The organism is Methyloversatilis sp. (assembly GCF_030696805.1).
In the GTDB taxonomy this organism is placed as follows: Bacteria; Pseudomonadota; Gammaproteobacteria; order Burkholderiales; family Rhodocyclaceae; genus Methyloversatilis.
In genome coordinates this window covers 1-24,232 of record NZ_JAUYRO010000002.1, presented here as the reverse complement: position 1 = coordinate 24,232, position 24,232 = coordinate 1, and the positions used below count along the sequence as shown (strand labels likewise).

Annotated in this window: 20 protein-coding genes; 16 read left to right on the top strand and 4 right to left on the bottom strand. The window is 62.8% G+C overall.

What is annotated here, in order from left to right:
- Positions 1-111: 111 nt before the first annotated feature.
- The 14 genes from Q8R75_RS00140 to Q8R75_RS00075 all read left to right on the top strand — a co-directional run bounded on the left by Q8R75_RS00140 (position 112) and on the right by Q8R75_RS00075 (position 18,717).
- Complete coding sequence (locus tag Q8R75_RS00140; RefSeq protein ID WP_305612208.1) at positions 112-810, top strand: fumarylacetoacetate hydrolase family protein; 699 nt, start codon at positions 112-114, stop codon at positions 808-810.
- Between the two features lie 190 nt (positions 811-1,000).
- The gene (gene sucC, locus Q8R75_RS00135) at positions 1,001-2,167 is read left to right on the top strand and encodes an ADP-forming succinate--CoA ligase subunit beta (protein ID WP_305612210.1); all 1,167 of its coding nucleotides are present in this window, start codon (positions 1,001-1,003) and stop codon (positions 2,165-2,167) included.
- A 14-nt stretch (positions 2,168-2,181) separates the two neighbouring features.
- A complete protein-coding gene (sucD, locus tag Q8R75_RS00130; protein WP_305612212.1) occupies positions 2,182-3,075 on the top strand; it encodes a succinate--CoA ligase subunit alpha in 894 nt (297 codons plus the stop codon).
- A gap of 127 nt (positions 3,076-3,202) precedes the next feature.
- Positions 3,203-3,946: a TerC family protein gene (locus Q8R75_RS00125; protein ID WP_305612214.1), complete on the top strand. Its 744-nt coding sequence runs from the start codon at positions 3,203-3,205 to the stop codon at positions 3,944-3,946.
- Positions 3,947-3,952: 6 nt separating this feature from the next.
- Positions 3,953-4,906, top strand: a complete 954-nt coding sequence (locus Q8R75_RS00120; RefSeq protein WP_305612215.1) for an ornithine cyclodeaminase family protein — start codon at positions 3,953-3,955, stop codon at positions 4,904-4,906.
- A gap of 213 nt (positions 4,907-5,119) precedes the next feature.
- Positions 5,120-7,732: a serine/threonine-protein kinase gene (locus Q8R75_RS00115; RefSeq protein ID WP_305626956.1), complete on the top strand. Its 2,613-nt coding sequence runs from the start codon at positions 5,120-5,122 to the stop codon at positions 7,730-7,732.
- 113 nt (positions 7,733-7,845) lie between these two features.
- On the top strand, positions 7,846-8,619 hold the full coding sequence (locus Q8R75_RS00110; RefSeq protein ID WP_305611997.1) for a Stp1/IreP family PP2C-type Ser/Thr phosphatase: 774 nt from the start codon (positions 7,846-7,848) through the stop codon (positions 8,617-8,619).
- Between the two features lie 12 nt (positions 8,620-8,631).
- On the top strand, positions 8,632-9,417 hold the full coding sequence (locus tag Q8R75_RS00105; protein ID WP_305611977.1) for an FHA domain-containing protein: 786 nt from the start codon (positions 8,632-8,634) through the stop codon (positions 9,415-9,417).
- A gap of 117 nt (positions 9,418-9,534) precedes the next feature.
- The gene (locus tag Q8R75_RS00100) at positions 9,535-11,772 is read left to right on the top strand and encodes an adenylate/guanylate cyclase domain-containing protein (RefSeq protein WP_305611979.1); all 2,238 of its coding nucleotides are present in this window, start codon (positions 9,535-9,537) and stop codon (positions 11,770-11,772) included.
- Positions 11,773-11,794: 22 nt separating this feature from the next.
- Entirely contained in the window at positions 11,795-12,562 is a 768-nt protein-coding gene (locus Q8R75_RS00095; RefSeq protein ID WP_305611981.1) for a 3',5'-cyclic-nucleotide phosphodiesterase, read from the top strand.
- 69 nt (positions 12,563-12,631) lie between these two features.
- Complete coding sequence (locus Q8R75_RS00090) at positions 12,632-15,007, top strand: GspE/PulE family protein (protein WP_305626953.1); 2,376 nt, start codon at positions 12,632-12,634, stop codon at positions 15,005-15,007.
- 28 nt (positions 15,008-15,035) lie between these two features.
- Positions 15,036-16,667: an HD domain-containing phosphohydrolase gene (locus tag Q8R75_RS00085; RefSeq protein WP_305611985.1), complete on the top strand. Its 1,632-nt coding sequence runs from the start codon at positions 15,036-15,038 to the stop codon at positions 16,665-16,667.
- Between the two features lie 18 nt (positions 16,668-16,685).
- Positions 16,686-17,324: a prepilin-type N-terminal cleavage/methylation domain-containing protein gene (locus tag Q8R75_RS00080; RefSeq protein WP_336623609.1), complete on the top strand. Its 639-nt coding sequence runs from the start codon at positions 16,686-16,688 to the stop codon at positions 17,322-17,324.
- A 4-nt stretch (positions 17,325-17,328) separates the two neighbouring features.
- Entirely contained in the window at positions 17,329-18,717 is a 1,389-nt protein-coding gene (locus tag Q8R75_RS00075; protein WP_305611987.1) for an O-antigen ligase family protein, read from the top strand.
- Positions 18,718-18,933: 216 nt separating this feature from the next.
- On the opposite strand, the gene Q8R75_RS00070 is transcribed toward Q8R75_RS00075, so the two are convergent.
- From Q8R75_RS00070 to Q8R75_RS00055, 4 genes are all read right to left on the bottom strand, one after another.
- Complete coding sequence (locus Q8R75_RS00070) at positions 18,934-19,395, bottom strand: histidine phosphatase family protein (RefSeq protein WP_305611989.1); 462 nt, start codon at positions 19,393-19,395, stop codon at positions 18,934-18,936.
- 78 nt (positions 19,396-19,473) lie between these two features.
- Entirely contained in the window at positions 19,474-20,961 is a 1,488-nt protein-coding gene (locus Q8R75_RS00065; RefSeq protein WP_305611990.1) for a CYTH and CHAD domain-containing protein, read from the bottom strand.
- A 94-nt stretch (positions 20,962-21,055) separates the two neighbouring features.
- Positions 21,056-21,562, bottom strand: coding sequence for a cyclic pyranopterin monophosphate synthase MoaC (gene moaC / locus Q8R75_RS00060; protein ID WP_305626950.1), 507 nt, complete (start codon positions 21,560-21,562; stop codon positions 21,056-21,058).
- A gap of 10 nt (positions 21,563-21,572) precedes the next feature.
- Positions 21,573-22,043 carry a response regulator gene (locus Q8R75_RS00055; protein ID WP_069039464.1) on the bottom strand — a complete coding sequence of 157 codons (471 nt, stop codon included), beginning with the start codon at positions 22,041-22,043 and terminating at the stop codon, positions 21,573-21,575.
- A 182-nt stretch (positions 22,044-22,225) separates the two neighbouring features.
- On the opposite strand from Q8R75_RS00055, the gene Q8R75_RS00050 reads away from it, so the two are divergent.
- Together Q8R75_RS00050 and Q8R75_RS00045 are read left to right on the top strand one after the other, a co-directional pair.
- A complete protein-coding gene (locus Q8R75_RS00050; protein WP_305626948.1) occupies positions 22,226-23,677 on the top strand; it encodes a M48 family metalloprotease in 1,452 nt (483 codons plus the stop codon).
- A gap of 68 nt (positions 23,678-23,745) precedes the next feature.
- Positions 23,746-23,973 carry a sulfurtransferase TusA family protein gene (locus tag Q8R75_RS00045; RefSeq protein ID WP_069039466.1) on the top strand — a complete coding sequence of 76 codons (228 nt, stop codon included), beginning with the start codon at positions 23,746-23,748 and terminating at the stop codon, positions 23,971-23,973.
- Positions 23,974-24,232: the final 259 nt, after the last annotated feature.

Here is a 24,232-nt window from a genome sequence, read left to right as displayed (position 1 = left end):
GCGCGAGGGGAAACTTTACTTTAATGGCGCAACCCGGCTGGAGCCGCGCCGTGCCAAGCGATGCCGCTGCAGGCAAACTTGTCTGTCACGACAACCCTGCAGGAGCCAGCCATGCCGCTGATGCTGTTTCCGTTACCTGTACCGACGCTTCCGGTACAGGGTGAAAAGGCGCTTTTTCCGGTGCGGCGCATCTACTGTGTCGGGCGAAATTACGCCGAGCATGCGAGAGAGATGGGGCATGACCCGGCGCTCGAAGCGCCTTTCTTCTTTTCCAAGCCAGCCGATGCAGTGGTGAACGTGCCCGCTGCGGTGGCCTATCCGCCTGCGACACGTGACCTGCAGCATGAAGTGGAACTGGTGGTAGCGCTGCACGGTGGCGGCCGAGCGCTGAATCCTGCTCAGGCGCGCGCATGCATTTTCGGCTACGGCGTCGGGCTGGACCTGACCCGGCGTGATCTGCAGCGTGCGGCTCGCGACAAGGGGCAGCCATGGGATATGGGCAAGGGTTTTGACCAGAGTGCGCCGGTGTCGCAACTGGTGCCGGCCACTGTGTGCGGACATCCGCGCGCCGGGCAGATCGAACTGTCGGTGAATGGGCAGATGCGTCAGCGGGGCGATCTGGCCGACATGATTCTCGATGTGGACACGCTTCTGGTCAGGCTGTCGCAGCTGGTCGAACTGCGCGCTGGCGATCTGCTGTTCACCGGCACGCCGGCGGGTGTTGCGGCACTGCACCCCGGTGACTGCGTCAGTGCGCGTGTGGAAGGCGTTGCCGAATTGAGGGTGGATATTGCGCCGCCGCAAAATTGATCGGCGATTTGCCGTTCCGAGGTTTCAGTGAAGCTTATGAGCTGTATAATTATGGATTATACGAGGTGGTGCGCACGCCGCCCCGTTGGATGGTGCGCCAACCGGCGTCCCGTGCCTGAAGGACCTGTCCGGTGGAACGCGCCGGGCAGGCATTCCAGCAACAGTGCGGATAACAAGGCGAGGAATACGCATGAAGATCCATGAGTATCAGGCGAAAGAGGTATTGCGCCGTTTTGGTGTAGTGACCCCGCGGGGCGTGCCCTGCTTCGAAGCCGATCAGGCAGTGGCAGCGGCCGAGTCGCTGGGCGGCAAGGTATGGGTGGTGAAGGCGCAGATTCACGCCGGTGGCCGCGGCAAGGGTGGCGGTGTCAAGGTGGCCAAGTCGCTCGACGAAGTACGTGAATTCGCCAATCAGATCATGGGTATGCAACTGGTGACCCACCAGACCGGCCCGGCTGGCCAGAAGGTGCGCCGCCTGCTGATCGAGGAAGGCGCCGACATCCGGAAGGAATATTACGTTGCCGCGCTGACCGACCGCGCCACCCAGAAGGTGGCGCTGATGGCGTCCAGCGAAGGCGGCATGGACATCGAGGAAGTCGCCCACAACACGCCGGAGAAGATCATCAAGGTGTTCGTCGATCCGCTGATCGGACTGACCGATGCGCAGGCCAAGCTGCTGGCCGACGGCATCGGCGTCCCGGCGGCGTCGCAGGCCCAGGCGATCGATACCTTCAGGAAGCTCTACACCTGCTACATGGAAACCGATGCCTCGCTGGCGGAAATCAATCCGCTGATTCTCGAAGGCAACGGCAATATCAAGGCGCTGGACGCCAAGTTCAATTTCGATTCGAACGCGCTCTACCGTCACGAAGACATCGTGGCCTTCCGCGATCTGGACGAAGAAGATCCGGCGGAAATCGAGGCGTCGAAGTTCGATCTGTCCTACGTGTCGCTGGACGGCAACATCGGCTGTCTGGTCAATGGCGCCGGTCTGGCCATGGCCACGATGGACGTGATCAAGCTGTACGGCGCCGAACCGGCCAACTTCCTCGATGTCGGCGGTGGTGCCACGACCGAGAAGGTGACCGAGGCGTTCAAGATCATGCTGCGCAATCCCAATGTGCGCGGCATCCTGGTCAATATCTTCGGCGGCATCATGCGCTGCGACACCATTGCGACCGGCGTGGTCGCCGCGGCGCGCGAAGTGCACCTGACGGTGCCGCTGGTGGTGCGCATGAAGGGCACCAATGAAGACCTGGGCAAGCAGATCCTGAAGGATTCGGGCCTGCCCATCATTTCGGCCGACAGCATGGCGGATGCGGCACAGAAGATCGTGGCCGCCGTGGCCGGACACTGAGGGGAACACAACACATGTCGATTCTGATCAACAAGGACACCAAGGTCATCACCCAGGGCATCACCGGGAAGACTGGCCAGTTCCACACCCGCATGTGCCGCGACTACGCGAACGGCAAGAACTGCTTCGTCGCCGGCGTCAATCCGAAAAAGGCCGGTGAGGACTTCGAAGGCATCCCCATCCACGCCACGGTCGCTGACGCGAAGGCTGCCACCGGCGCAACGGTGTCGGTCATCTACGTGCCGCCCCCGGGCGCGGCGGCGGCGATCTGGGAAGCGGTCGAAGCCGACCTCGATCTCGTCATCTGCATCACCGAAGGCATTCCAGTGCGCGACATGCTGATGGTGCGCAACCGGATGAAGGCCAAGGAAGCCGCTGGCGGCAAGCGCACGCGATTGCTCGGCCCGAACTGCCCCGGCCTGATCACGCCGGACGAAATCAAGATCGGCATCATGCCGGGCCACATTCACAAGAAGGGCCGCATCGGCGTGGTCAGCCGCTCCGGCACGCTGACCTACGAAGCCGTCGGTCAGCTGAGCGAGATCGGCCTCGGCCAGTCGAGCGCAGTCGGCATCGGTGGTGACCCGATCAACGGACTGAAGCACATCGAAGTGATGCAGCTGTTCAACGACGATCCGGACACCGACGCGGTCATCATGATCGGTGAAATCGGCGGTCCGGATGAAGCGGAAGCGGCTGAGTGGTGCAAGGCCAACATGAAGAAGCCCATCGTCGGTTTCATTGCCGGCGTCACCGCCCCGGCCGGCAAACGCATGGGTCACGCCGGCGCGCTGATTTCCGGTGGTGCCGACACGGCCGATGCCAAGCTGGAAATCATGGAGGCGTGCGGCTTCACCGTGACACGCAATCCGTCGGAAATGGCCAGGCTGCTCAAAGACCTGCTCTGATTCCGGCGCACTGACAGACAGACGTGACAATGAAGGCCACCGCTTCGGCGGTGGCTTTTTCATTTGTGCTCGTCATGCGGCCGCACCGGTAGAATCCGCGCTTCCGCAATTCGAATGCACCACCATCATGGATTTCAGTTCTCCCGAGTTCTGGCTCGCTGTCGGTCAGATCATCATGATCGACATCCTGCTCGGCGGCGACAACGCCGTCGTGATCGCGCTGGCCTGCCGCAAGCTGCCGCCCGCGCAGCGTCGTCTGGGCATCATGTGGGGCACCGCCGGCGCCGTGGTGCTGCGCGTCGTGCTCATCATGTTTGCGCTGACGCTGCTCAAACTCCCTTTCCTGAAGCTGATCGGCGCGCTCTTGCTGCTGTGGATCGGCATCAAGCTGCTGATGGCCGATGATGAGGACGACCACGCCAACATCAACCCCAGCGACAAGCTGTGGGCAGCGGTGAAAACCGTCATCGTGGCCGACTTCGTGATGAGCCTGGACAACGTGATTGCGATTGCCGGCGCGGCCGAAGGCGCCGGTGCCGACCACCAGTTCGCACTGGTCGTGTTCGGGCTGGTCGTGTCGATTCCCATCATCGTGTGGGGCAGCCAGATCGTGCTCGGCCTCATGAGCCGATACCCTGTCATCATCACGTTCGGTGCAATGCTGCTTGGCTGGATCGCCGGCACCATGGCGGTCGGTGACCCGGCGATCACGCCTTATCTGCCGCTGATCGAGCCCTCGTCAAAGACGGTGGCGCCGGAAGCGATTGCCGTGGTGCGCTACGGTGCCGGCATAGCCGGCGCGATTTTCGTGCTCGCGCTCGGCAAGTTCCTCGGCGCGCGCAACAAGCCGGTCGACTACCCGATCCAGTAACCGACCATGGCGCTCTACCTCACCGAAAGCGACATCCGTCAGGTGCTGACCCTGGAGGATGCGCTTTCGGCGGTGGAAGATGCACACCGCTGGCACGCTACCGGCGAGGCCTTAGACACGCCGCGCGCGCGCAGCCGCACGCCGGCATCGGCGCTGCACATCCTGCACGGCGCCGTGCTGCCGCTGGGTGTGATCGGCTACAAGAGCTACACGACCAGCCGCGAGGCAGCGCGCTTCTGGATCCATCTGTTTGACGCGGCTACCGGTCGCGCACTGGCGGTCATCGAAGCGGACTACCTCGGCATGATGCGCACCGGCGCAACCGGCGGTGTGGCGGCCCGCCTGCTGTCGAATCCGGCATCGAAGCATGCAGGCGTTTTCGGCGCCGGCTGGCAGGCGCAGAGCCAGATCGCGGCGCTGTGTGCGGTACGCGAAGTGGACGAGGTTCAGGTGTTCGCCCGCAAGCGCGACAAACTCGAAGCCTTCTGCGCCGAGCAGTCGGTTCGGCTCGGCCGTACGGTTCGTCCCGCTGCCAGTGCCGAGGAAATGGTGAAATCGGCGGACATCGTGGTAACCATCACCACCGCCAGCGAGCCGCTGTTCGACGGGCGCTGGCTCAAGCCCGGCACGCACGTGACGGCCGCCGGATCAAACGCGCTGATCCGTCGTGAAATCGACGAAACGGTCATCCGCCGCGCTGCCGTGGTCGCCGTCGACTCGCGCGCGACGGCGTTGCGCGAATCCGGTGACCTGCTGCCGGCGCTCGAGAAAGGGCGACTGGCGGAGTACGGGATGGTGGAACTGGGCGAACTGCTCAATGGCATGCGGCCAGGGCGCCAGTCGGATGACCAGATCACGCTGTTCGAATCGCAGGGCATGGCCATCCAGGACCTCACGCTGGCAACGCGCCTGCTTGAGAAGGCCCGGATTGCCGGCCTGGGGCGCGAACTGCCGTACTGATGCCCCCGCAACATGACGATTTGAATGCGTTCAGCGTGATATTCCACCGCGCAGGCTGAAGCCCCGTTTGACGGAGTTGAGGCTGAACTGCAAGAATATGTGACAGATGACTGTTTTCTCGCGAGACTTGGTTTGGCGGGAAAATCAGGTAGATCACACAACAACAAGCAGGTCACCGGCATCCAGCAATCAGGAAGCCACAATTTTTCGGGGGTGAGCGTGGCCAAAGCCGCTGTATGGAAGACGGATTGGTTCCTGGGCGTCATCATCAGCCTGCTGTTCCTTTTCTCCACCCAGACCGACCTCATCCAGAGCCTCGAACGCAAGGCGTATGACGTCGGTGTCGCTGCGACCGACCGCAGCCCCAGCCCGCGCATTGCGATCATCGCAATCGATCAGCAGAGCATCGACAACATCGGCCGCTGGCCATGGCCGCGTGATGTGCATGCCCGCATGATCGACAAGCTGGCAGAGGCACAGGCAAAGGTGGTCGGTACAACGATCTTCTTCGCCGAGCCGCAACTCGATCCGGGCCTTGTCTATATCAACCGGTTGCTTGCACTGGAGCAGCAGGCCCGTGACCAGATCGAAATAGCGGCGGCTGTCGAACCGCCTGCGGAAGGCGACGTGTTCGTTGAACCACCCGCGCAGGCCGTCAATCCGCTGGATGTTTTCGGCGCAACCCTGCGCGAGGCCGAGGCGGCCCTGAACACTGACCGTCAGCTCGCCGACAGCATGAAGAAGGCGGGCAATGTGGCGCTGCCGATGCTGTTCCTCGACGGCGAGCCGCAAGGCCGCCCCGACAAGCCTCTGCCGGAGTTCGTGCGCGCTACCGCGCTGACGAATGTGAGTGGTACCGAGCCCCTGCCGCCGCTGACACTGGATGTATCGGCCGGCGTCATCGAGCAGCTGGGAACGGTCACCGCAGCGGTCGGCCACCTGAATCCGTCGATCGACCGCGACGGCGGGCTGCGGCTGCATCCGCTGGTGATGACCCATTTCGACCAGTTGTACCCGTCATTGCCGCTGTTGATTGCGGCGAAGAGCCTGAATCTGGGTGTGTCCGACATCAAGGTTACGCTGGGCGAATCGGTGTCGCTGGCCCGGCTGAACGTGGCCACCGACCCGAGTCTGGGCATGTACAGCTTTTATTACCGCGGCGAAGGCGGCAAGCCGGCGTTTCCGGTCGATTCTTTCTTCGACGTCATGAGCGGCAAGATTCCGCTCGACAAGTACCGCGACCGCATCGTGCTGATCGGGCAGACCGCACCGGGTATCGGCAATTTCTACGCCACGCCGGTATCGCCGGCCATGTCGTCGGTGGAGGTGATGGCGCACGGCCTGTCCAGCATCCTGCAGGAGCATTTCTTCGTGTCGCCGCCGTGGTCGGTGGCGGCCGAGTTCGGCGTGTTCCTGCTGGTGGCGCTCTACCTCATCGTGCTGCTGCCGCGCTTGAAAGCCGGGCTGGGTGCCGGCGTCACCGCTGCCATCTTCGTTGCACTGCTGGCGACCCATTTCGTGCTGATGACCAGCCAGCTCGTCTGGCTGCAGTTGATGCTGCCGGCCGCACTGCTGCTGGTCGGCCACCTGCTGCTCACCACCAAGCGCTTCCTGGTGACCGAGCGCGGCAAGGTGAAGTCCGACGAACAGTCGGCCGAGTCGAACCGCATGCTGGCGCTGGCCTTCCAGGGCCAGGGGCAGCTCGACATGGCGTGGGACAAGTTCCGCCAGGTACCGCTTTCGGATGCGGTGATGGAAAACCTCTACAACCTGGCGCTCGATTTCGAACGCAAGCGCCAGTTCAACAAGGCGGAAAGCGTGTTCCGCCACATGGCGGAATTCAATCCGAAGTTCCGCGATCTGGAAACACGGGTGAAGCGCGCCAAGGCGATGTCCGAAACGGTGATGCTCGGTGGCGGTGGCGGTGGCCGGACGAATACCAGCATCCTCGAGGACGGCACGGTCGAAAAGCCGATGCTCGGGCGCTACCAGGTCGAGAAGGAACTGGGCAAGGGCGCCATGGGCGTCGTCTATCTCGGGCGCGATCCGAAGATCAATCGTGTCGTGGCGATCAAGACGATGGCCCTGTCGCAGGAATTCGACGAAGAAGAGCTGGCCGACGTGAAGGAACGCTTCTTCCGCGAAGCCGAAACTGCCGGGCGCCTGAATCATCCGAACATCGTCACCATCTTCGATGCCGGTGAAGAGCACGACCTCGCCTACATCGCGATGGAGTTCCTGAAGGGGCGCGATCTGGTGCCGCAGACCAAGCCGGGCCAGCTGCTGCCGCTGCCGAAAGTGATGGACGTCGTGGCTCGCGTGGCCGAAGCGCTTGCCTACGCACACGGCAACAATGTCGTGCATCGTGACGTGAAGCCGGCAAACATCATGTTCGAGCCGGAATCGGACCAGGTGAAGGTGACTGATTTCGGTATCGCGCGCATCACCGATTCGTCACGCACCAAGACCGGCATGGTGCTTGGTACGCCGTCCTACATGTCGCCGGAACAGCTGGCGGGCAAGAAGATTGACGGTCGGTCCGATCTGTTTTCGCTGGGTGTCATGTTGTTCCAGATGGTGTGCGGCAAGCTGCCCTTCGAAGGCGATTCCATGGCGCAATTGATGTTTCGCATTGCGAACGAAGGACATCCGGACATCCGTGACATCCGCCCTGACGTTCCGGATTGCCTGTCGGCCATCATCGACCGCGCGCTCGCCAAGGAAGTCGAGGCGCGTTATCAGTCGGGTGGAGACATGGCGGCCGACCTGCGTACCTGCGCCGGCAACCTGACACAATCCATCACCCAAGTTGATTTCGATATCTGACATGACACAGTCCGCATGCCCACGCCACCTGCCGTCCCCGGAGGGGATGTGTCCGTGTATCTGCTCGCCCGGGCAGTACTGACATGACCTGGGATCTCGGTCAGGCGCTGCAGATGGTCAGCCGCACCCATTCCGGCATGGTGCGCACCCACAACGAAGACGCGGTGTTTGCGCAGCCCGGCGTCGGCCTCGCGATACTGGCCGACGGGATGGGTGGCTACAACGCTGGCGAAGTGGCGAGCGGCATGGCCACAGCGGTCATCGGCGCGGAGCTTGCGCAGGGTCTGCAGGAAGCGAAACACGGCGTGTCGCAACTGCTGGAATCGGTCATCGGCCGCGCCAACAGCGCGATCTATCAGGCCGCCGAGAGCCAGCCGCAGTATTCGGGCATGGGTACGACGCTGGTCATGGCTGTATTCCGCGACAATCACATATCCGTCGCGCATATCGGCGATTCGCGCATGTACCGGCTGCGCGACGGCGCTTTCGAGTGCGTCACGCGTGATCACTCGCTGTTGCAGGAGCAAATCGACAGCGGCATGATTACGGAAGAGGACGCTCGCCGGTCCCAGAACAAGAACCTCGTGACGCGCGCGCTGGGTGTCGATCCGGAAGTCGAGCCCGAAATACACACCTATGAAGTGGTTCCCGGAGACGTATATCTGTTCTGTTCCGACGGACTGAACGACATGGTCGAGAACGACGACATCGCGCTCACGCTTCAGGCGTTGTCCGCCAACCTCGATCTGGCAGCCGAACAACTGGTACAGATGGCGAACGACAACGGCGGACGCGACAATGTGTCGGTGATACTGGTCAGGGTGCTGCAGGCCTTTCCTGCCACCGAACGCGGCTTGCTTGCGCGCCTGCTCGCATGGTTGAAGTAAAGGGACTGGAAAATGGCAAAACTGATACTGAGCATGGATGGACTGGTCCTCAAGGAGTTGCCGCTCGCCAAGGAGCGCACCACCATTGGGCGCAAACCGCACAACGACATCCAGATCGACAATCTTGCGATCAGCGGTGAGCACGCGGTCATCGTCACCATCCTCAACGATTCCTTCCTTGAGGACATGAACAGCACGAACGGCACGTATGTAAACGGGCAGCCGATCAAGAAGCACTTCCTGCAGAACAACGACGTGGTCGAGCTCGGCAAGTACCGGCTCAAGTACATCAACGAAACGCCGACTGTCGCGCAGTCGCCTGATTTCGAAAAAACCATGGTGTTGCGCCCGGACATGATGCGCAAGGCGCCGACCGATGCACCGCCCGCACCGGCACCCGCGCGCAGCCAGACCGATACGCAGACCGGTTTCCGCCCCGGCCAGTCGATGCCGGCCGGTTCGTCGCTAGGCGGCTCGGGCCTGCCACCGCCGCCGCCTCCGCTGGCACCGCCGCCGCCGGCCGCAAGCGCCAATCAGGTCGGTGCGATCCAGATTCTCAACGGTGCCAATGCCGGGCGCGAACTTGAATTGACGAAGACCTTGACCACGCTCGGCAAACCGGGGCTGCAGGTCGCCGTCATCACACGTCGCCCTCAGGGTTATTTCATCACCCACGTCGAAGGCGCGAACATGCCGATCGTCAACGGTCGCCAGCTCGACGCCCAGGCGCATCCGCTCGAGGATCACGACGTGATCGAAATCGCTGGCGTGAAGATGGAGTTCTTCATCAAGCGCTGACGACTCCCCGCCCGAGCCTGTCATGCTGCCGCGTCCGGCGCCTGCCGTCCGCCGTCCTCCAGGGCATGTGCCGGATGAGGCGCTGCCTGCATCGGGGTGTGCTGCCGGGCGTGTGCAATGAACCAGAACGCTCTGCGCTACGGTATCGGCCTGCTGTTCCTGCTGATCCTGCTCGGCCATGCCGCCCGCCTGTACCAGATACCGGTGCTGGGCAACCTTGATCACATCGCCTACGACACCAAGCTGTCGCTGACGATGCCGGGGAGTGTCGATGACCGGGTGGTCATTCTCGACATCGATGAAAAGTCGCTGACCGAAGTCGGGCGCTGGCCATGGGGGCGGGAACGGCTCGCAGTGCTGATGGACTTGCTGTTCGACCGCTACGGCGTCAGCCTGCTTGGCGTCGACGTTGTTTTCGCCGAACCGGACACCAGTTCGGGCCTGCAGGCGCTGGAAGGCCTCGCGCAAGGCGTGCTGGTCGACAACGCCGATTTCCGCGCATCGCTCGACGCGCTGAGGCCGCAGCTCGACTTCGACCAGCGGTTTGCGGCTTCCCTGAAAAACCGACCCGTCCTGCTGGGCTACTACTTCGGCAATCGCGATGACGGTCTGAACAGCGGCGCGCTGCCGGAACCGGTCTTGCCGGCCGGCACCTTCCGCGGCCGCAACATCGCGTTCGCGACCTTCAACAGCTTTGGCGCCAACCTGCCGCGCTTCCAGCAGGAAGCGCTCGGTGCCGGACACTTCAATCCGCTGCCCGATTTCGACGGTTTGAACCGGCGTGTTCCGATGCTGGTGGAACACAAGGGGGCCTATTACGAATCGCTGTCGCTCGCCATCGTCCGCACGCTGCTGGGCAGTCCGAACCTGGCACCTGGATACGCCGATAGCGGCTTCTTCTCCTCGGCCGGCCGTGATTACGCCGGACTCGAATGGCTGGAACTGCCGACCAGCAAGGGTACGCTGCGCGTGCCGGTCGATGAAAACGTTGCCGCGCTCATTCCCTATCGCGGCCTGCAAGGCAGTTTTGTATACCACTCGCTGGCGGACGTACTCGCCGGTCGCACGCCGGTCGATGCGTTGAAAGGCCGGATTGCGCTGCTCGGTACCACCGCGCCCGGGCTGCTCGACCTGCGTGCGACGCCGGTCGGCAGCACCTATCCCGGGGTGGAAATCCACGCCAACCTGATCGCCGGCATGCTCGATGGCCGCATCAAGCATCGCCCACAGTACGTCACAGGTTTCGATGTGATCGTGCTGCTCATGATCGGCGGCCTGCTGATCTGGTCACTGCCTCGGCTGTCGCCACAGAACGCGACGCTGCTGGCCGGTGCCGCGCTGCTCGCACTGATCGGCATGAACTTCGCCTTCTGGCAGTTTGCCGACTTCGTTCTGCCGCTGGCGGCATCGGTGCTGCTCGTGGTCGGGCTGTACGCGCTCAACATGTCGTATGGCTATTTTTTCGAGTCACGTTCGAAGCGCCAATTCACCCGCATGTTCGGGCAGTACGTGCCGCCCGAACTGGTCGAGGAAATGAGCCGCAACCCCGAGCACTACAGTATGGAAGGCCGAAATGCCGAGCTGACCGTTCTGTTTTCGGACATCCGGGGCTTCACCAGCATTTCGGAAGGCCTCGAACCGAAACAATTGACACAGCTCATGAACGATTACCTGGGCGCAATGACTGCGGTGATTCAGGATCAGCGTGGGACGCTCGACAAGTACATCGGCGACGCCATCATGGCGTTCTGGGGCGCGCCGGTCGATGACGCCGAACATGCCCGGCACGCCGTGGCGGCGGCCCTGCGAATGCACGCCGCGCTGGCCGATCTGAACCGTTCGCTGATGGCGCGAGGCTGGCCGGAACTGAAGATAGGCGTGGGTTTGAACACCGGCCCGATGACGGTCGGAGACATGGGGTCGCCAGTACGCAAAGCCTATACTGTCATGGGCGACGCGGTGAATCTGGCGTCCCGGCTGGAGGGGCTCACGAAGCAATACGGCGTTGGCGTACTGGTTGGCGAAGCTACGCGACGTGCGGTCAAGGATGTCGTTTTTCGCGAAATCGACCGGGTGCGGGTGAAGGGCAAGGACGAGCCGGTGTCGATTTTCGAACCACTCGCCTTCGAAAGTGAATTCGACCGCACTCGGGTCGAGGAACTGAAATTGTGGAATCTCGCGTTGCGGCAGTTCCGCGGCCAGGAGTGGGATCAGGCCGAACTGACGTTGTACAACCTGCAACGCATCGCGCCGGACTGCGGGCTATACCGGCAGTACGCCGAACAGATTGCCGACTACCGCCGTCACCCGCCCGGCAAGGACTGGGACGGCGTGCGGACATTTGAAACGAAGTAGTGTTTTGCTGGATAAGGAACTGATGAGGATACGGGTGCTCGGTTGCAGTGGCGGTATTGGTGGTGCAAATTTGCGCACCACCTCGCTGCTCGTGGACAACGACATCCTGATCGACGCCGGCACGGGCGTGGGCGACCTTTCGATCGCCGAGCTGTCGCGCATAGACCATGTGTTCGTCACGCACAGCCATCTCGATCACATCGCCTGTCTGCCGCTGATGGTCGACACGGTAGGCGAACTGCGCGACACGCCGCTGACCGTGTGGACGACAGGTCCGACGCTGGAAGTGTTGCGACGCCACATCTTCAACTGGTCGATCTGGCCCGATTTCACCGAGATTCCGTCTGCCGAAAAGCCCTTCATGCGCTTTCGCGAACTGCGCGTCGGCGACGAGATCGAGCTGGGTGGACGCGCCATCCGGGCACTCCCTGCGCAACACACCGTTCCGGCCGTCGGCTACGCCGTGCGTTCGGCGGGCGGCACGCTGGCGTTCTCCGGGGATACCACGGTGTGCGACGAATTCTGGTCGGCGGTCAACGCGCTGCCCGACCTGCGCTACCTCATCATCGAAACCGCGTTCCCTGACCGTGACCGCCAACTGGCGGTGATGTCGCGCCATCTATGCCCGGACATGCTGGCGGGCGAGCTCCAGAAGCTCGAACATCCTGCTGAGATCTACATCACGCATCTGAAACCAAGCCAGATGATCATGACCATGCGAGAGATCGCCGAAACATTGGGCGCACTCCAACCGCGCATGTTGCGCAACAATCATGTTTTCGACTTCTGACTGGCTGGCAGCACCTCTGCGCGGCGCCGTCGCGCGGGGTGCGCCGGCCGGCGGAAACGAGGTGATCGAATGAGTGCAGTGTTGCCGCCGGCGAGTGATCTGGGCGCCATGAGCGATGTATCGAGCCGGCTGGCCTTCTTCAAGAATCTTCAGGGCGTCACGACGAAGATTCACGCCACCACGAACATCGACGAAATCATGCTTGAGCTGTCGCAGGAGATTTCTGCGCTGTTCAACGCAGATCGTCTGACCATCTACGTGCTGGGCGACGACAAGTCCACCATCGTGTCCAAGGTCAAGACCGGCCTCAATTCCTTCAAGGACCTCCGGTTGCCGCTGACCGAGCAGTCGGTGGCCGGTTTCGTCGGCATGAGCCGTAACCTGCTTAATTTGCGGGACGTGTACGACGAAGAAGAATTGAAGTCGCACTCGCCCAGCCTGCGGTTTCTCGACGGCGTCGACAAGAAGACGGGCTACCGCACCAAGCAGATGCTGGTCGCACCCATCCTCGATCCGGAAAAGAAGGATCTGCTCGGTGTCGTCCAGCTGATCAACAACAAGTCCGGCCAGCCCTTCTCGGCACTTGCCGAAGAGGGCTTGCTCAGTATGGCGCACACGCTGGCGGTCGCTTTCCAGCAGCGCAACCGGGTCACCCACGTCGTGAAGTCGAAATACGACTACCTGGTGGTCGACGGCGTCATGTCGCCGCAGGAGTTCGATCTGGCGTCGCGAGCCGCGCGGCGCAAGGGCGTCGACGTCGAAGACGTGCTGGCGCGCGACTTCCAGGTCAAGCAGCAGGCGATCGGCGCGTCGCTGTCCAAGTTCTTCGGCGTCGCCTATGAACACTTCCGGCCCGAGCGCATCAAGCCGTTCGACCTGATCAAGAATCTCAAGCGCGAGTATCTCGAAGAACAGCAGTGGGTACCGGTGGAAGAGGGCAAGGACGGCATCGTCGTGATGGCGCTCGACCCGGAAAAGGTCAAGGGCGCGCGCGTCGTCAACAACATCTTTCCGAAATCGAAGTTGCTGTTCCGCGTCACCACGACGAAGGAATTCGTGCAGACGCTCGACCAGTTCTATGGCTCGACGATGGACGAAACGAGCGTCGGCGACCTGCTGTCGGACATGCTGGGCGAGGACGAATCTGCGCAGGACTCAGGAAATGACGACGTCAGCGCCGCCGCCGACAACGAACTGGTGCGGCTGGTGAACAAGATCATCATCGATGCCTACCAGCAGGGCGCGTCCGACATCCACATCGAACCGCGGCCGGGCAAGGACAAGACCCACGTACGCTTCCGCAAGGATGGCACGCTGCACCCCTACATCGAGGTGCCTGCCAGCTACCGGAGTGCGCTGGTCACGCGTCTGAAGATCATGTGCGATCTCGACATTTCCGAGCGTCGCAAACCGCAGGACGGCAAGATCAAGTTCCGCAAGTTCGGTCCGCTCGACATCGAACTGCGGGTGGCGACCATCCCGTCCGCCGGCGGGGTGGAAGACGTGGTAATGCGTATCCTGGCCGCCGGCGAGCCGATTCCGATGGACAAGCTTGGCGTGCTGCCGGCCAATCTCGGCCGGCTCAAGGACGCGGTAAGCAAGCCCTACGGCCTGTTCTTCGTCTGCGGCCCGACCGGCTCCGGCAAGACCACCACGCTGCATTCGATACTTGGCCACATCAACACGCCGGAAACCAAGATCTGGACCGCCGAAGATCCGGTCGAAATCACGCAGAAAGGTTTGCGGCAGGTACAGATCAACAAGAAGGCGGGGCTGGACTTTCCGGCCATCATGCGCGCCTTCCTGCGGGCCGACCCGGACGTGATCATGGTCGGTGAAATGCGCGACAAGGAAACGGTGGCGATCGGCATCGAAGCCTCGCTCACCGGCCACCTTGTGTTTTCGACGCTGCATACCAACAGCGCGCCGGAATCCATCGTGCGCCTGCTCGACATGGGCATGGACCCGTTCAACTTCGCCGACGCATTGCTCGGCGTGCTGGCTCAACGCCTCGCCAAGCGGCTGTGCCCGGTGTGCAAGGAAGCCTGGCATCCGAGCGACGACGAAATGAAGCACTTCCTGCAGGAGTACTGCGAGGAAATGCGCCACACGCCGGATTTCGTGGTCGATGCCGAAGGTGCGATGGCACGCATCTTCAACGAATGGAAAAAAGCCTATGCCGACGACAAGGGCCGCTTCACGCTTTACCGCGCCAAGGGTTGCGCGGAATGCGGTGAAACCGGCTACCGCGGGCGGCTCGGCCTGCACGAACTGATGATCGGTACCGACGCGATCAAGAAGCACATCCAGGAGCGCGAACGCGTGGCCACCATGCTGGCGACCGCGCTGCAGGAAGGCATGCGCACACTGAAGATGGACGGCATGGAAAAGGTGCTGTCGGGCGCGACCGACATGAAGCAGGTTCGCGCGGTCTGCATCAAATAGGCTACGGCCGCTGACCGGGACGCACGCCATGGACACGCTCGACGATCTGCTGCGGCGCCTGGAACAGCTCAACGAGGTCGGCAGCGCGCTGTCGAACGAGCGCAATATCGATGCGCTGCTCGAAAAGATCCTGCTGGCGGCCAAAACCATCACCCATGCCGATGGCGGCACGCTGTATCGCATCGACGAAGCGGGCGAACACCTGCGCTTCGAAATCATGCGTACCGACTCGCTGGGCATTGCGATGGGCGGCAGCACCGGCAAGCCCATCTCGTTTCCGCCGTTGCCGCTGCATCTCGACGACGGCTCGCCCAACCTGTCCATGGTGGCCGCCTACAGCGCGCTGAACGGGCAGACGGTCAATATCGCCGATGCTTATCGCGCCGAAGGTTTCGACTTCTCCGGTACGCGCGCCTTCGATGCGCGCACCGGTTACCGCTCGACCAGCTTCCTGACCGTGCCGATGATGAACCATGAGGGCGCAGTCATCGGCGTGTTGCAGTTGATCAACGCCGTGCATCCGGTCACCGGCGCCGTCGGGATCTTTTCCGGCTCGGACCGTCAGCTCGCCGAATCGCTCGCCTCGCAGGCCGCCATCGCACTGACCAACCGTCAGTTGGTGAGCCAGCTGGAAGCGCTGTTCGAATCCTTCATCACGCTGATCAACAACGCGATCGACGAAAAGTCGCCCTACACCGGCGGCCACTGCCAGCGCGTGCCGACGCTGACGATGATGCTGGCCGAAGCGGTGAATGACACGCAGGACGGCCCGCTCGCCGGTTTCACGATGACCGAGGCCGACCGCTACGAACTGAAGATTGCCGGTCTGCTGCACGACTGCGGCAAAGTCACGACGCCAGTGCACGTGGTCGACAAGGCGACCAAGCTGCAAACCATTTTCGACCGCATCGAACTGATCGATACCCGCTTCGAACTGATCCGGCGCGACATCGAACTGGCCACACTCAACAGCCGCTTTGCCGCCGGCCTCAATGCCACGCCGGCCGTGCTGGCCCAGATCGAACGCCACGGTGCAGACCGGCTGCGCGATATCGACGAAGACCGCGCCTTCCTGCATCACGCCAACATCGGTTCCGAACGCATGAGCGATGCCGACGTCGAGCGGGTGCACGCGATCGCCCGCCGCTGGCGCTGGACCGATTCACAGGGCATCGAACGGTCCTGCCTGAGCGAGGAAGAAGTCGAAAACCTGACCATCCGCGCCGGCACGCTGACCGGCGCCGAGCGGGAAATCATCAACTACCACATCGTATCGACGATACGCATGCTCGAAGCACTACCCTGGCCGCGCCACCTGACCAACGTGCCCGAGTACGCCGGCGGTCACCACGAGCGCATGGACGGCAAGGGCTATCCGCGCGGGCTCGCGCGCGACCAGATGAGCGTGCAGGCGCGCGTGATGGGCATCGCCGACATCTTCGAGGCGCTGACCGCGAAGGACCGGCCGTACAAACGCCCGATGCGGCTGTCGGAAGCCCTGCACATCCTCGGCAAGTTCCGCCTGAACGGCCATATCGACCCCGACCTGTTCGACGTGTTCGTGCGCCAGAAGGTGTATCTCAAGTACGCCGAAACCTTCCTCGACCCGGAACAGATCGACGACGTCGACCTGTCGGCCATCCCCGGCTTCCAGCCCTGAACTGACAATTTGCGTCACATGCTGCCTGTGCGCGTCAGCACGCAGGCATCTGTTTCGGACTGTGTCAGCACAAGCGGAAATAAAAAATACTGTAAATCAAGCATTTGTAAAAAATCGCTAAAGCTGGCACCCGCCTTGCTCGATATCACCCTGAGCGCACAGGCGCCCGTTCCGTTCAAATTTCAGGAGAGTGATATGAAGAAGGTTCAACAAGGCTTTACGCTGATCGAACTGATGATCGTGGTAGCCATCATCGGCATTCTGGCCGCGATCGCGATTCCGCAGTATCAGGATTACGTGACGCGTGCGCGCTGGTCGGACAATATTTCCAGCGCTGGATCGCTCAAAATGGCGATCGGCGAATGCTTGCAGAATCGTGGGGGAGTCGTGACTGACTGCGACTCGATTCCTGAACTGAACACGAATGGCTTCTTTCCGTCAAACGCTGATCCTGTGAATACGAACAATGGTTCGATGACGGTAATCGCTGGCGAAGGCGGCGCTCCGGCCATCCAGATTACGGGTGCGGGCCAGTTGGGTACGCCTGCCTGCCGCGTGTTACTTACTGGAGCGTCCAATCTGGCAACGGTTCGGTGGGTTGCGAGCAACGCCCCGGTTGCCGGTTGTGGTCGCTCCAAGACAGGCGTAGGCACCTGATTTGTTGCTGGGGTTCCTGCATGGAAAAAAGCTCCCGATGGTCGGGAGCTTTTTTTTATTGTTTTCCGTTGTACCGCTCTTCGTATTCCCCGCAACCGGGCTTTCAGAACACGACGCGCAGCGCATCTGCCAATGGGCCCTGTTCGTGGTTGCAGGATTCCATTCCTTCAAGCTCAGATACGCCGTCTCGTGGCGCTGGATGGTTGTGGTCGCAGCAATGCTGGGATTCGGGCTGGCCAGTGGTCGCTGGGCGCTGATTGAATCCGTTCACCTGATTCTGCTGCTCGCCCTGTTCTCCGTATGGACGACATCGCTCCGTGAGCGTCCGGAATCTGCCCTGCCGCAAGTGTATGCCGGGGTCGCAGTGTGTTATCTGGTTCTGATGCTCCCACGCTGGGCTGCCGTCATTGTTGAAGGTTTGCCGTTCCACCCCCAGGAATTCTATTTCGGCTTTTCGAACCAGCGCTTCTTCGGTCACTGGGTAACCTTGTCGCTCCCGATGGTAGTACTGGCGCGCGACCGCCTCGCCGCGCTCACGCGTTCGCCGTGGGTGCTCGATGTTGCGATGGGCGCATGGGTATCGTTCGCACTGGCATCCGGTACGCGCGGGACGTGGATTGCTCTGGCGCTTGCGATAGCCGTAGTTGCTGTTTGCGGAAAGGGCGGGCGGGCGTTCGCGTTGCGACTGATACGCTGTATCGCAATAGGGTCTGTTGCCTACACGGCGATGTTCGTGCTGCTGCCGTGGATGACTGGAAGTATCCAGACAGCCCTGCCAGGCGTGGGCCGTGCGCTGGAAGGCGCGCATTCTTCGGGCCGGGGCACTCTCTGGCTGTTTGCACTGGACGGCATCGAGGCACGACCCTGGCTCGGTAACGGACCCATGTCCTACGCTATAACCGACGATACCTATGCGCGGCATCCCCATAATCTGCTGCTCCAGATTGCGTACGAATGGGGGATTCCGCTGGCATGCGCGATTGCTGCGCTGATTGCACGGATGCTGCTGCTGCAGATTCGGCGCGCGATCAGCCAAGATGGAAGGGATCCGCTGCACCTTGCCTTGCTTGCGGTCATCGTGGGCGGACTTGCGCAAGCCCAGGTGGACGGCATTCTGATCATGCCCTTTTCGCAGGTATGTTTCGTTCTGGTTTGCGCCATGCTCTGTTCGCTACAGCTCGAACAGAAGTTGCCGGCTGGAAACGGGCTGCCTGGCAGCCACTTTTATCTTTCGGTTGGCATCCTGTCACTTGCTGCCGCGCAGTTATTCCTGATGTGGCCCGAACTGTCGCGATTCCTCGAATGGGAGGCTGAAAGCCTTGCTGCGACCGGTGTCCCGATGTATCAGCCGCGCTTCTGGCTGCAAGGTGTGATCTTCCCGGGCTGGGACTAGTCGAGGCGAGCCGAAAAATGGTTCTGGCCCGGGCTGGCTGGTCGAACGGCGGCGGCTGATGCAACCCGCGGCAGCGGCATGCGGCGCTGGAAGATTCCACGCCGGTGATCCAGGAACAAGAACATTGCGGCGCTGGACCTCATTACGGCGAACTCAGTTCAGTCCCCCGGGCCACTCGCCAGCAGTGCGAAAAGGCAGGCGCCCAACTTGCGTCGTTCAGCTTGTTTCCGTCGCTTCAGACGAAATGCTCAAGCGCAACACCGTCTGCGTCTCCCCGTCCCGCACCCGGTTGCTGAACCACCATACCGCGCCCTTCTTCACCGTCCAGTCCGCTTCCTGACCGGACAGCAGCAGCGCGGCGAGCTGGCCGAGCGTGGGTTGATGGCCGACGATGAGTGCGGCGCCGCCGCCGGTCGGCCACTCGGAGGCGGCGATCAGGTCGGCGACCGAGTTGTCGGTCGACAACAGGCGGGACGTTTCAAAATCGAGGCCGAGCGCCTGTGCGGTCTGCTGGCAGCGGGTGGCCGGACTGACCAGAATGCGCGTCTGCTTCGGCAGTCGCGGCTTGAGCCAATTGGCCATCTGCGCGGCCTGGCGTTCGCCCCGGCTCGACAGGCGGCGCGTGGCGTCGGGCAACGTGTCGACCGCTTCGGCGTGGCGCCACAGTATCAATTCCATGTCTGTCTCCTCCATCATTTTCAGGGCGCGCAACAGTGTGCGTGCCGGGCGTGACAGTGGAATGAATTCACGCCGATGTCAGCGCGGCAAAGGCATGCGCGACAGGCGTTTTAGCAGTTTCGGCGCGTCGCTGACGATTCTGCGGTAGCGCGACCGGTGATGACGTGCGATCAGCGCCACGGCCGCCACGAGGTCAGGGTCGTCGCCGGCGGCGGCGAGCAGGCGCGGGCCGGCCTGGCTCAGGTCGTTCAGGAAGCCGAGATCTTCCTGCGCCTGCATCAGCGCGCCGATCGCCCGCTTTGTCTTGCGCGGGCCAAGCAACGGCGAGAAGAACTCGATCGCATAGCGCAGGCGTTTGATGTCGATGCGCAGCGCATGCAATGCCGCGATGTCGCCGTCGGATGCGTGCCGGCAGCCGTCGACCATGCGCGCGTGGGCGCGGGCGAGTCGCTTGTGAGCCAGCGTGCGCAGATCGCCGTCGTCATCCGGCGGCAGTTCGTGCAGCGCGCGCAGCAGCGCCATCATCAGTCTGGCTTGCCGGCCGTCCTGCAGCGCTTTCTGCACGCGGTCGCGCACCTGCTGCCGGGTGGCATGCAGTGCCGTATCAAGTGCGTGCAGATTATCGTCAGCGTTGTGCGCAAGCACTGGCGCAAGCAGTTCGGACTGCAGTACGTCGCGGTCGCGCAACTCGCCGAGATCACCGGCCAGCGCGCGCAGCGGCAATGCGAGATCGGCCACCATGCCGTCGGGCAACGACGGCGCGAACAGACGCAGCGCGCTTCTCAGGCGGCGCAGCGCCACCCGCATCTGGTGGATGAATTCCGGCGCATCGGACTGCAGCGCACCAACTTCGTTGGACTGATAGTGCTGGATGCAGTCCTGCGCGACCGCGCGGAAGGCTTGCCGCGCGCCGCCGTGCGGATCGACCGGCGAACGCGTGGCACGCACCGGCTGACACGCCTTGTCTTCGATCAGCGCGTATCCGCGCTGTGCCTTGCTGCGCGATTCGGCGCGCAGCGGCAGCGTGCGCACCAATGTGTCGGCGTGGTCGAGCAGCGCTTCGATCGGCGCGCCGGCCAGTTCCAGTTCCAGTTCGGAAATGCTGTCGCGCCGCCCGGCTGCTTCGATCATGCCGCGGTCGGCCATCAGCAGCAGTTCGCCGTCGCCTGCAGCGAAGCGCCACTCGCGCCGCTCGAAATTCGTCTCGAACACCTGCGCCAGCAAGCCGCGGTCGCGCATGCCTTCAAGCTGCCGACGCAATGCCGCGTCATCCACCTGCGAAAAATCGAACAGGCCGGTAAAAGGTTGTTCCCACTCCGGGCGGGAGGAGAGGCCGGCACTGGCAGCACTGGTGCATTTCACCGTCTGCAGCCATCGCCTGCCGACGCGGCGCAGCCGCAGCGCGGCACGCTGCTCGCGCAGGCGGAAATCCGGCGTGTCGAAATAGAGGTTGCGCAAGGTGTGCGTCTGCGGCGCGGCGATCGCCTGGCGAAGCAAGGGGTGCCGCGAAAAGGCCCGCCATCCGTGTTCGGCGAGCGCCAGCTTGAGTTCCGTTTCCCGGCCCATGACTGTCCTGTCGCATCGGGCGTCACTGCCCGGAAGAGGACGATGGTAGAACGAAAAGCCTCGGCTTCGTCACCTTGCGGCGGCGCGGCGCGATTCAGTCGGCCTGCCAGTGCCCGGATTTGCCGCCGGCCTTTTCCAGCAGGCGGATGCCACCGATCTGCATGGCGCGGTCTACCGCCTTGCACATGTCGTAGATGGTCAGAAGGGCCACGCTGACTGCAGTCAGCGCTTCCATTTCGACGCCGGTCTGCCCGGTGGTGCGTGCGGTGACTTCGCAATGCACGGCGCTGCCGGCTGCATCGAGCGTGAATGCCACGCTGACCTTGGTCAGTGCAATCGGGTGGCACAGCGGAATCAGATCGGACGTGCGCTTGGAAGCCTGGATGCCGGCAATCCGCGCCACGCCCAGTACATCGCCCTTCTTCGCCGTGCCGTCGCGCACCAGTTCGAAGGTGGCCGGCAGCATGGTGATCGACCCGGCGGCGCGCGCCACGCGCGCGGTGAGCGCCTTGTCGCCGACATCGACCATGTGGGCCTGGCCTTCGGCGTCGAAATGGGTCAGCGATGTCTGCTGAGGGATAAGGGGATTGTCGGCACTCATGGGCGTGGCCTCAGCGCGCCATCGCCGACGGATGCGGCGGCTGGATGTTCAGTTCGAGCCAGTAACGCGCGAGCAGCGTCAGCGTTTCGGAAAAGCTCACAAAGTCGAGCGACTTGCGGACGAAGCTGTTGGCGCCAAGCTGGGCCGCGGTGCGGATGTCTCGCTGCTGCGAGGAGGCCGACACGACGACTACCGGCAAGACGTGCGTCTGCGGGTCGGCGCGCACCAGACGCAGCACTTCCATGCCATTGATGCGCGGTAGCGTGAGGTCCAGCATGATGAGGGCAGGCTGGTAACGTGTGTCGCGTCCTGCGTAGTTACCGCGCCCGAAAAGGTAGTCGAGCGCTTCCTCGCCCGACGGTACGACCTTGATCTGGTCGGCCGGCACGATGGTGCGCAGTGCCGTGGTGATGAGCTTCACATCCTCGGGCACGTCTTCAATCAGCAGCAGTGCGTGCGAACCAACCGGAATCGATGACATCGGGAGCGTAGGCGTGAATGGGTGAGGATGATTGTCTGGCGATGCCCGCGTCACATGGCGGATGACACCCTGCGGTTGCCGGGCGCGCTGCCGGTTGTTCAGTGGCCCGTCCCGGCTACGAAGCAGGCCAGCGTACCGGAACCGAACGATCGTTCACTTTGCTTCGTTATCATAGCATCGCCATGAGTCACTTCTTCACCCGCCGCAGGCTGCGTGCCGTCGTCGTCGCGCTGCTTGTGCTGCCGTTGTCCGTGCCCGCGCAGCCGCTGCCCGATCTGGGCGATTCGGCCCAGGCTGACCTGTCACCCGCACTGGAGAACCGCATCGGCCTTGCTTTATGGCGCGACATGCGGGTGCGCGAGCGCGCGTACATCGATGACCCGGAAATCAACGGCTATCTCAATCACCTCGCCGATCGGCTCACCGAAAAGCTGCCCGGATCGACGCAGGACTTCGAACTGTTTGCGCTGCGAGATCCGAGCCTGAACGCCTTTGCCTGGCCGGGTGGCTTCATCGGCGTGCATAGCGGCCTCATCGTCACCGCGCAGAGCGAATCCGAGCTGGCATCGGTCATTGCGCACGAAATCTCGCACGTGACACAGCGCCATATCGCGCGCCAGTTCTCCAATCGTGGCCAATCGACCATCCTTGCGCTGGCATCGCTGGTCATTGCGGTGCTGGCCGCGCGCGGTAACTCGCAGGTCGCGCAGGGCGCCCTCATTGCCGGGCAGGCGGCGACCGTCGCGTCGCAGCTTGCCTACACACGCGATTTCGAGCGTGAAGCCGACCGCATCGGCCTGCAGATGCTCGACAGCGCGGGCTTCGACACGCGAGCCATGGCGGCCTTCTTCGAACGCATGCAGCGTTCGGCGCGTTTCTATGAAAGCAATTCGCCGGCCTATCTGCGCACCCACCCGCTGACCGTCGAACGCATCACCGACGCCAGCGCGCGCATCGAGGAAACCGCCTACCGGCAGGTGCCGGACAGCCTCGATTTTCTGCTGGTGCGCGCCAAGCTGCGGGCCTACGAAGGCGATGCAAGGGAGGCGTTGGCCGAGTTCGACAACCGCTTGCGCGACGTGCAAGGCAGCATCCGGCTCGCCACGCGGTTCGGGCTGGCACATGCTGCATTGCGCAAGCGCGATTTCGCCCGTGCGCAGCAAGAGGTGGATGGCCTGCGCGCCGAGCGCTTCGAGTCGCCGATGCTCGACAACCTTGCCGGCCTGATCAGTCTCGAATCGGGTGATGCGAAGGGCGCCGTCGAGCGCTTTCGCGACGGCCTGAAGCGTTCGCGTTCGCGCGCGCTCACCTACGGCCTGATCGAGGCGCTGCTCGCCGACCGGCGCGCGGCCGAAGCACTCGCACTGATCAATGACGAGGTATTGGCCTACACGCAGGACCCGCGCCTGTATCGCTATCAGGCCCGCAGCCATGCCTTGCTCGACCAGCGGCTGGCGCAGCATCGCTCGCAGGCCGAGGCCTACGCGCTCAATGGCCAGTATCAGGCGGCAATCGAGCAGCTCGAAATCGCTCAGCGCGCCGCCGATGGCGACTTCTATCAGCAGTCTGTCGTCGACGCGCGGCTGCGCGAACTGCGTGAAAAGCTGGCCGAACTCAAGCGCGACGGGCTGTGAACACCGGCTCGGGCCGACAGGTGTAGACTCGATCTACTTTCATCGCGACCCGAGCGACCGGAGCAGACATGGAATTCGACAAGGAACTCGATGCGCGCGGCCTGAACTGTCCGCTGCCCATCCTGCGCACGAAGAAGGCGCTGTCCGAAATGAGCAGCGGTCAGGTATTGCGTGTGGTCGCGACCGACCCCGGTGCGGTGCGCGACTTCGAAGCCTTTGCACGCCAGACCGGCAACACGCTGCTCGAAAGCAGCGACGCAAACAAGGAATTTGCCTTCCTGCTGCGCCGCAAGTAAGACACGCGAATCGCACGTTTACGACCGGAATCGCCTGCGGGGGCGGAGCGGGGATCTCGGCGAGCACGGCTCGCCGCCCGTGGAACGGCTCCTACGAAAACCGCTGTGCGGCCTGCCTTTCGTAGATACTCCGTTTGCCGTCAAGTCACTGTAGAGGGATTTGAGAACAGTGACGCGGAATTGAAGGGTGTGTTGTTGCGGATGCAAGCCCAGATGCCGGTGAGCATTTTGCGCATGAGCGCACACTGCGCCTGGATCT

Bases quoted from the DNA above. Each gene is read 5' to 3' on its own strand.
- Q8R75_RS00110 (WP_305611997.1), top strand. From the start codon at position 7,846: ATGGTCAGCCGCACCCATTCCGGCATGGTGCGCACCCACAACGAAGAC.
- Q8R75_RS00065 (WP_305611990.1), bottom strand. From the start codon at position 20,961: ATGGGCCGGGAAACGGAACTCAAGCTGGCGCTCGCCGAACACGGATGG.
- Q8R75_RS00095 (WP_305611981.1), top strand. From the start codon at position 11,795: ATGAGGATACGGGTGCTCGGTTGCAGTGGCGGTATTGGTGGTGCAAAT.
- Q8R75_RS00100 (WP_305611979.1), top strand. From the start codon at position 9,535: ATGAACCAGAACGCTCTGCGCTACGGTATCGGCCTGCTGTTCCTGCTG.
- Q8R75_RS00140 (WP_305612208.1), top strand. From the start codon at position 112: ATGCCGCTGATGCTGTTTCCGTTACCTGTACCGACGCTTCCGGTACAG.
- Q8R75_RS00070 (WP_305611989.1), bottom strand. From the start codon at position 19,395: ATGGAATTGATACTGTGGCGCCACGCCGAAGCGGTCGACACGTTGCCC.
- Q8R75_RS00125 (WP_305612214.1), top strand. From the start codon at position 3,203: ATGGATTTCAGTTCTCCCGAGTTCTGGCTCGCTGTCGGTCAGATCATC.
- Q8R75_RS00090 (WP_305626953.1), top strand. From the start codon at position 12,632: ATGAGTGCAGTGTTGCCGCCGGCGAGTGATCTGGGCGCCATGAGCGAT.
- Q8R75_RS00085 (WP_305611985.1), top strand. From the start codon at position 15,036: ATGGACACGCTCGACGATCTGCTGCGGCGCCTGGAACAGCTCAACGAG.
- Q8R75_RS00120 (WP_305612215.1), top strand. From the start codon at position 3,953: ATGGCGCTCTACCTCACCGAAAGCGACATCCGTCAGGTGCTGACCCTG.
- Q8R75_RS00050 (WP_305626948.1), top strand. From the start codon at position 22,226: ATGAGTCACTTCTTCACCCGCCGCAGGCTGCGTGCCGTCGTCGTCGCG.
- Q8R75_RS00045 (WP_069039466.1), top strand. From the start codon at position 23,746: ATGGAATTCGACAAGGAACTCGATGCGCGCGGCCTGAACTGTCCGCTG.
- sucD (WP_305612212.1), top strand. From the start codon at position 2,182: ATGTCGATTCTGATCAACAAGGACACCAAGGTCATCACCCAGGGCATC.
- Q8R75_RS00055 (WP_069039464.1), bottom strand. From the start codon at position 22,043: ATGTCATCGATTCCGGTTGGTTCGCACGCACTGCTGCTGATTGAAGAC.
- Q8R75_RS00105 (WP_305611977.1), top strand. From the start codon at position 8,632: ATGGCAAAACTGATACTGAGCATGGATGGACTGGTCCTCAAGGAGTTG.
- Q8R75_RS00080 (WP_336623609.1), top strand. From the start codon at position 16,686: ATGCTGCCTGTGCGCGTCAGCACGCAGGCATCTGTTTCGGACTGTGTC.
- moaC (WP_305626950.1), bottom strand. From the start codon at position 21,562: ATGAGTGCCGACAATCCCCTTATCCCTCAGCAGACATCGCTGACCCAT.
- sucC (WP_305612210.1), top strand. From the start codon at position 1,001: ATGAAGATCCATGAGTATCAGGCGAAAGAGGTATTGCGCCGTTTTGGT.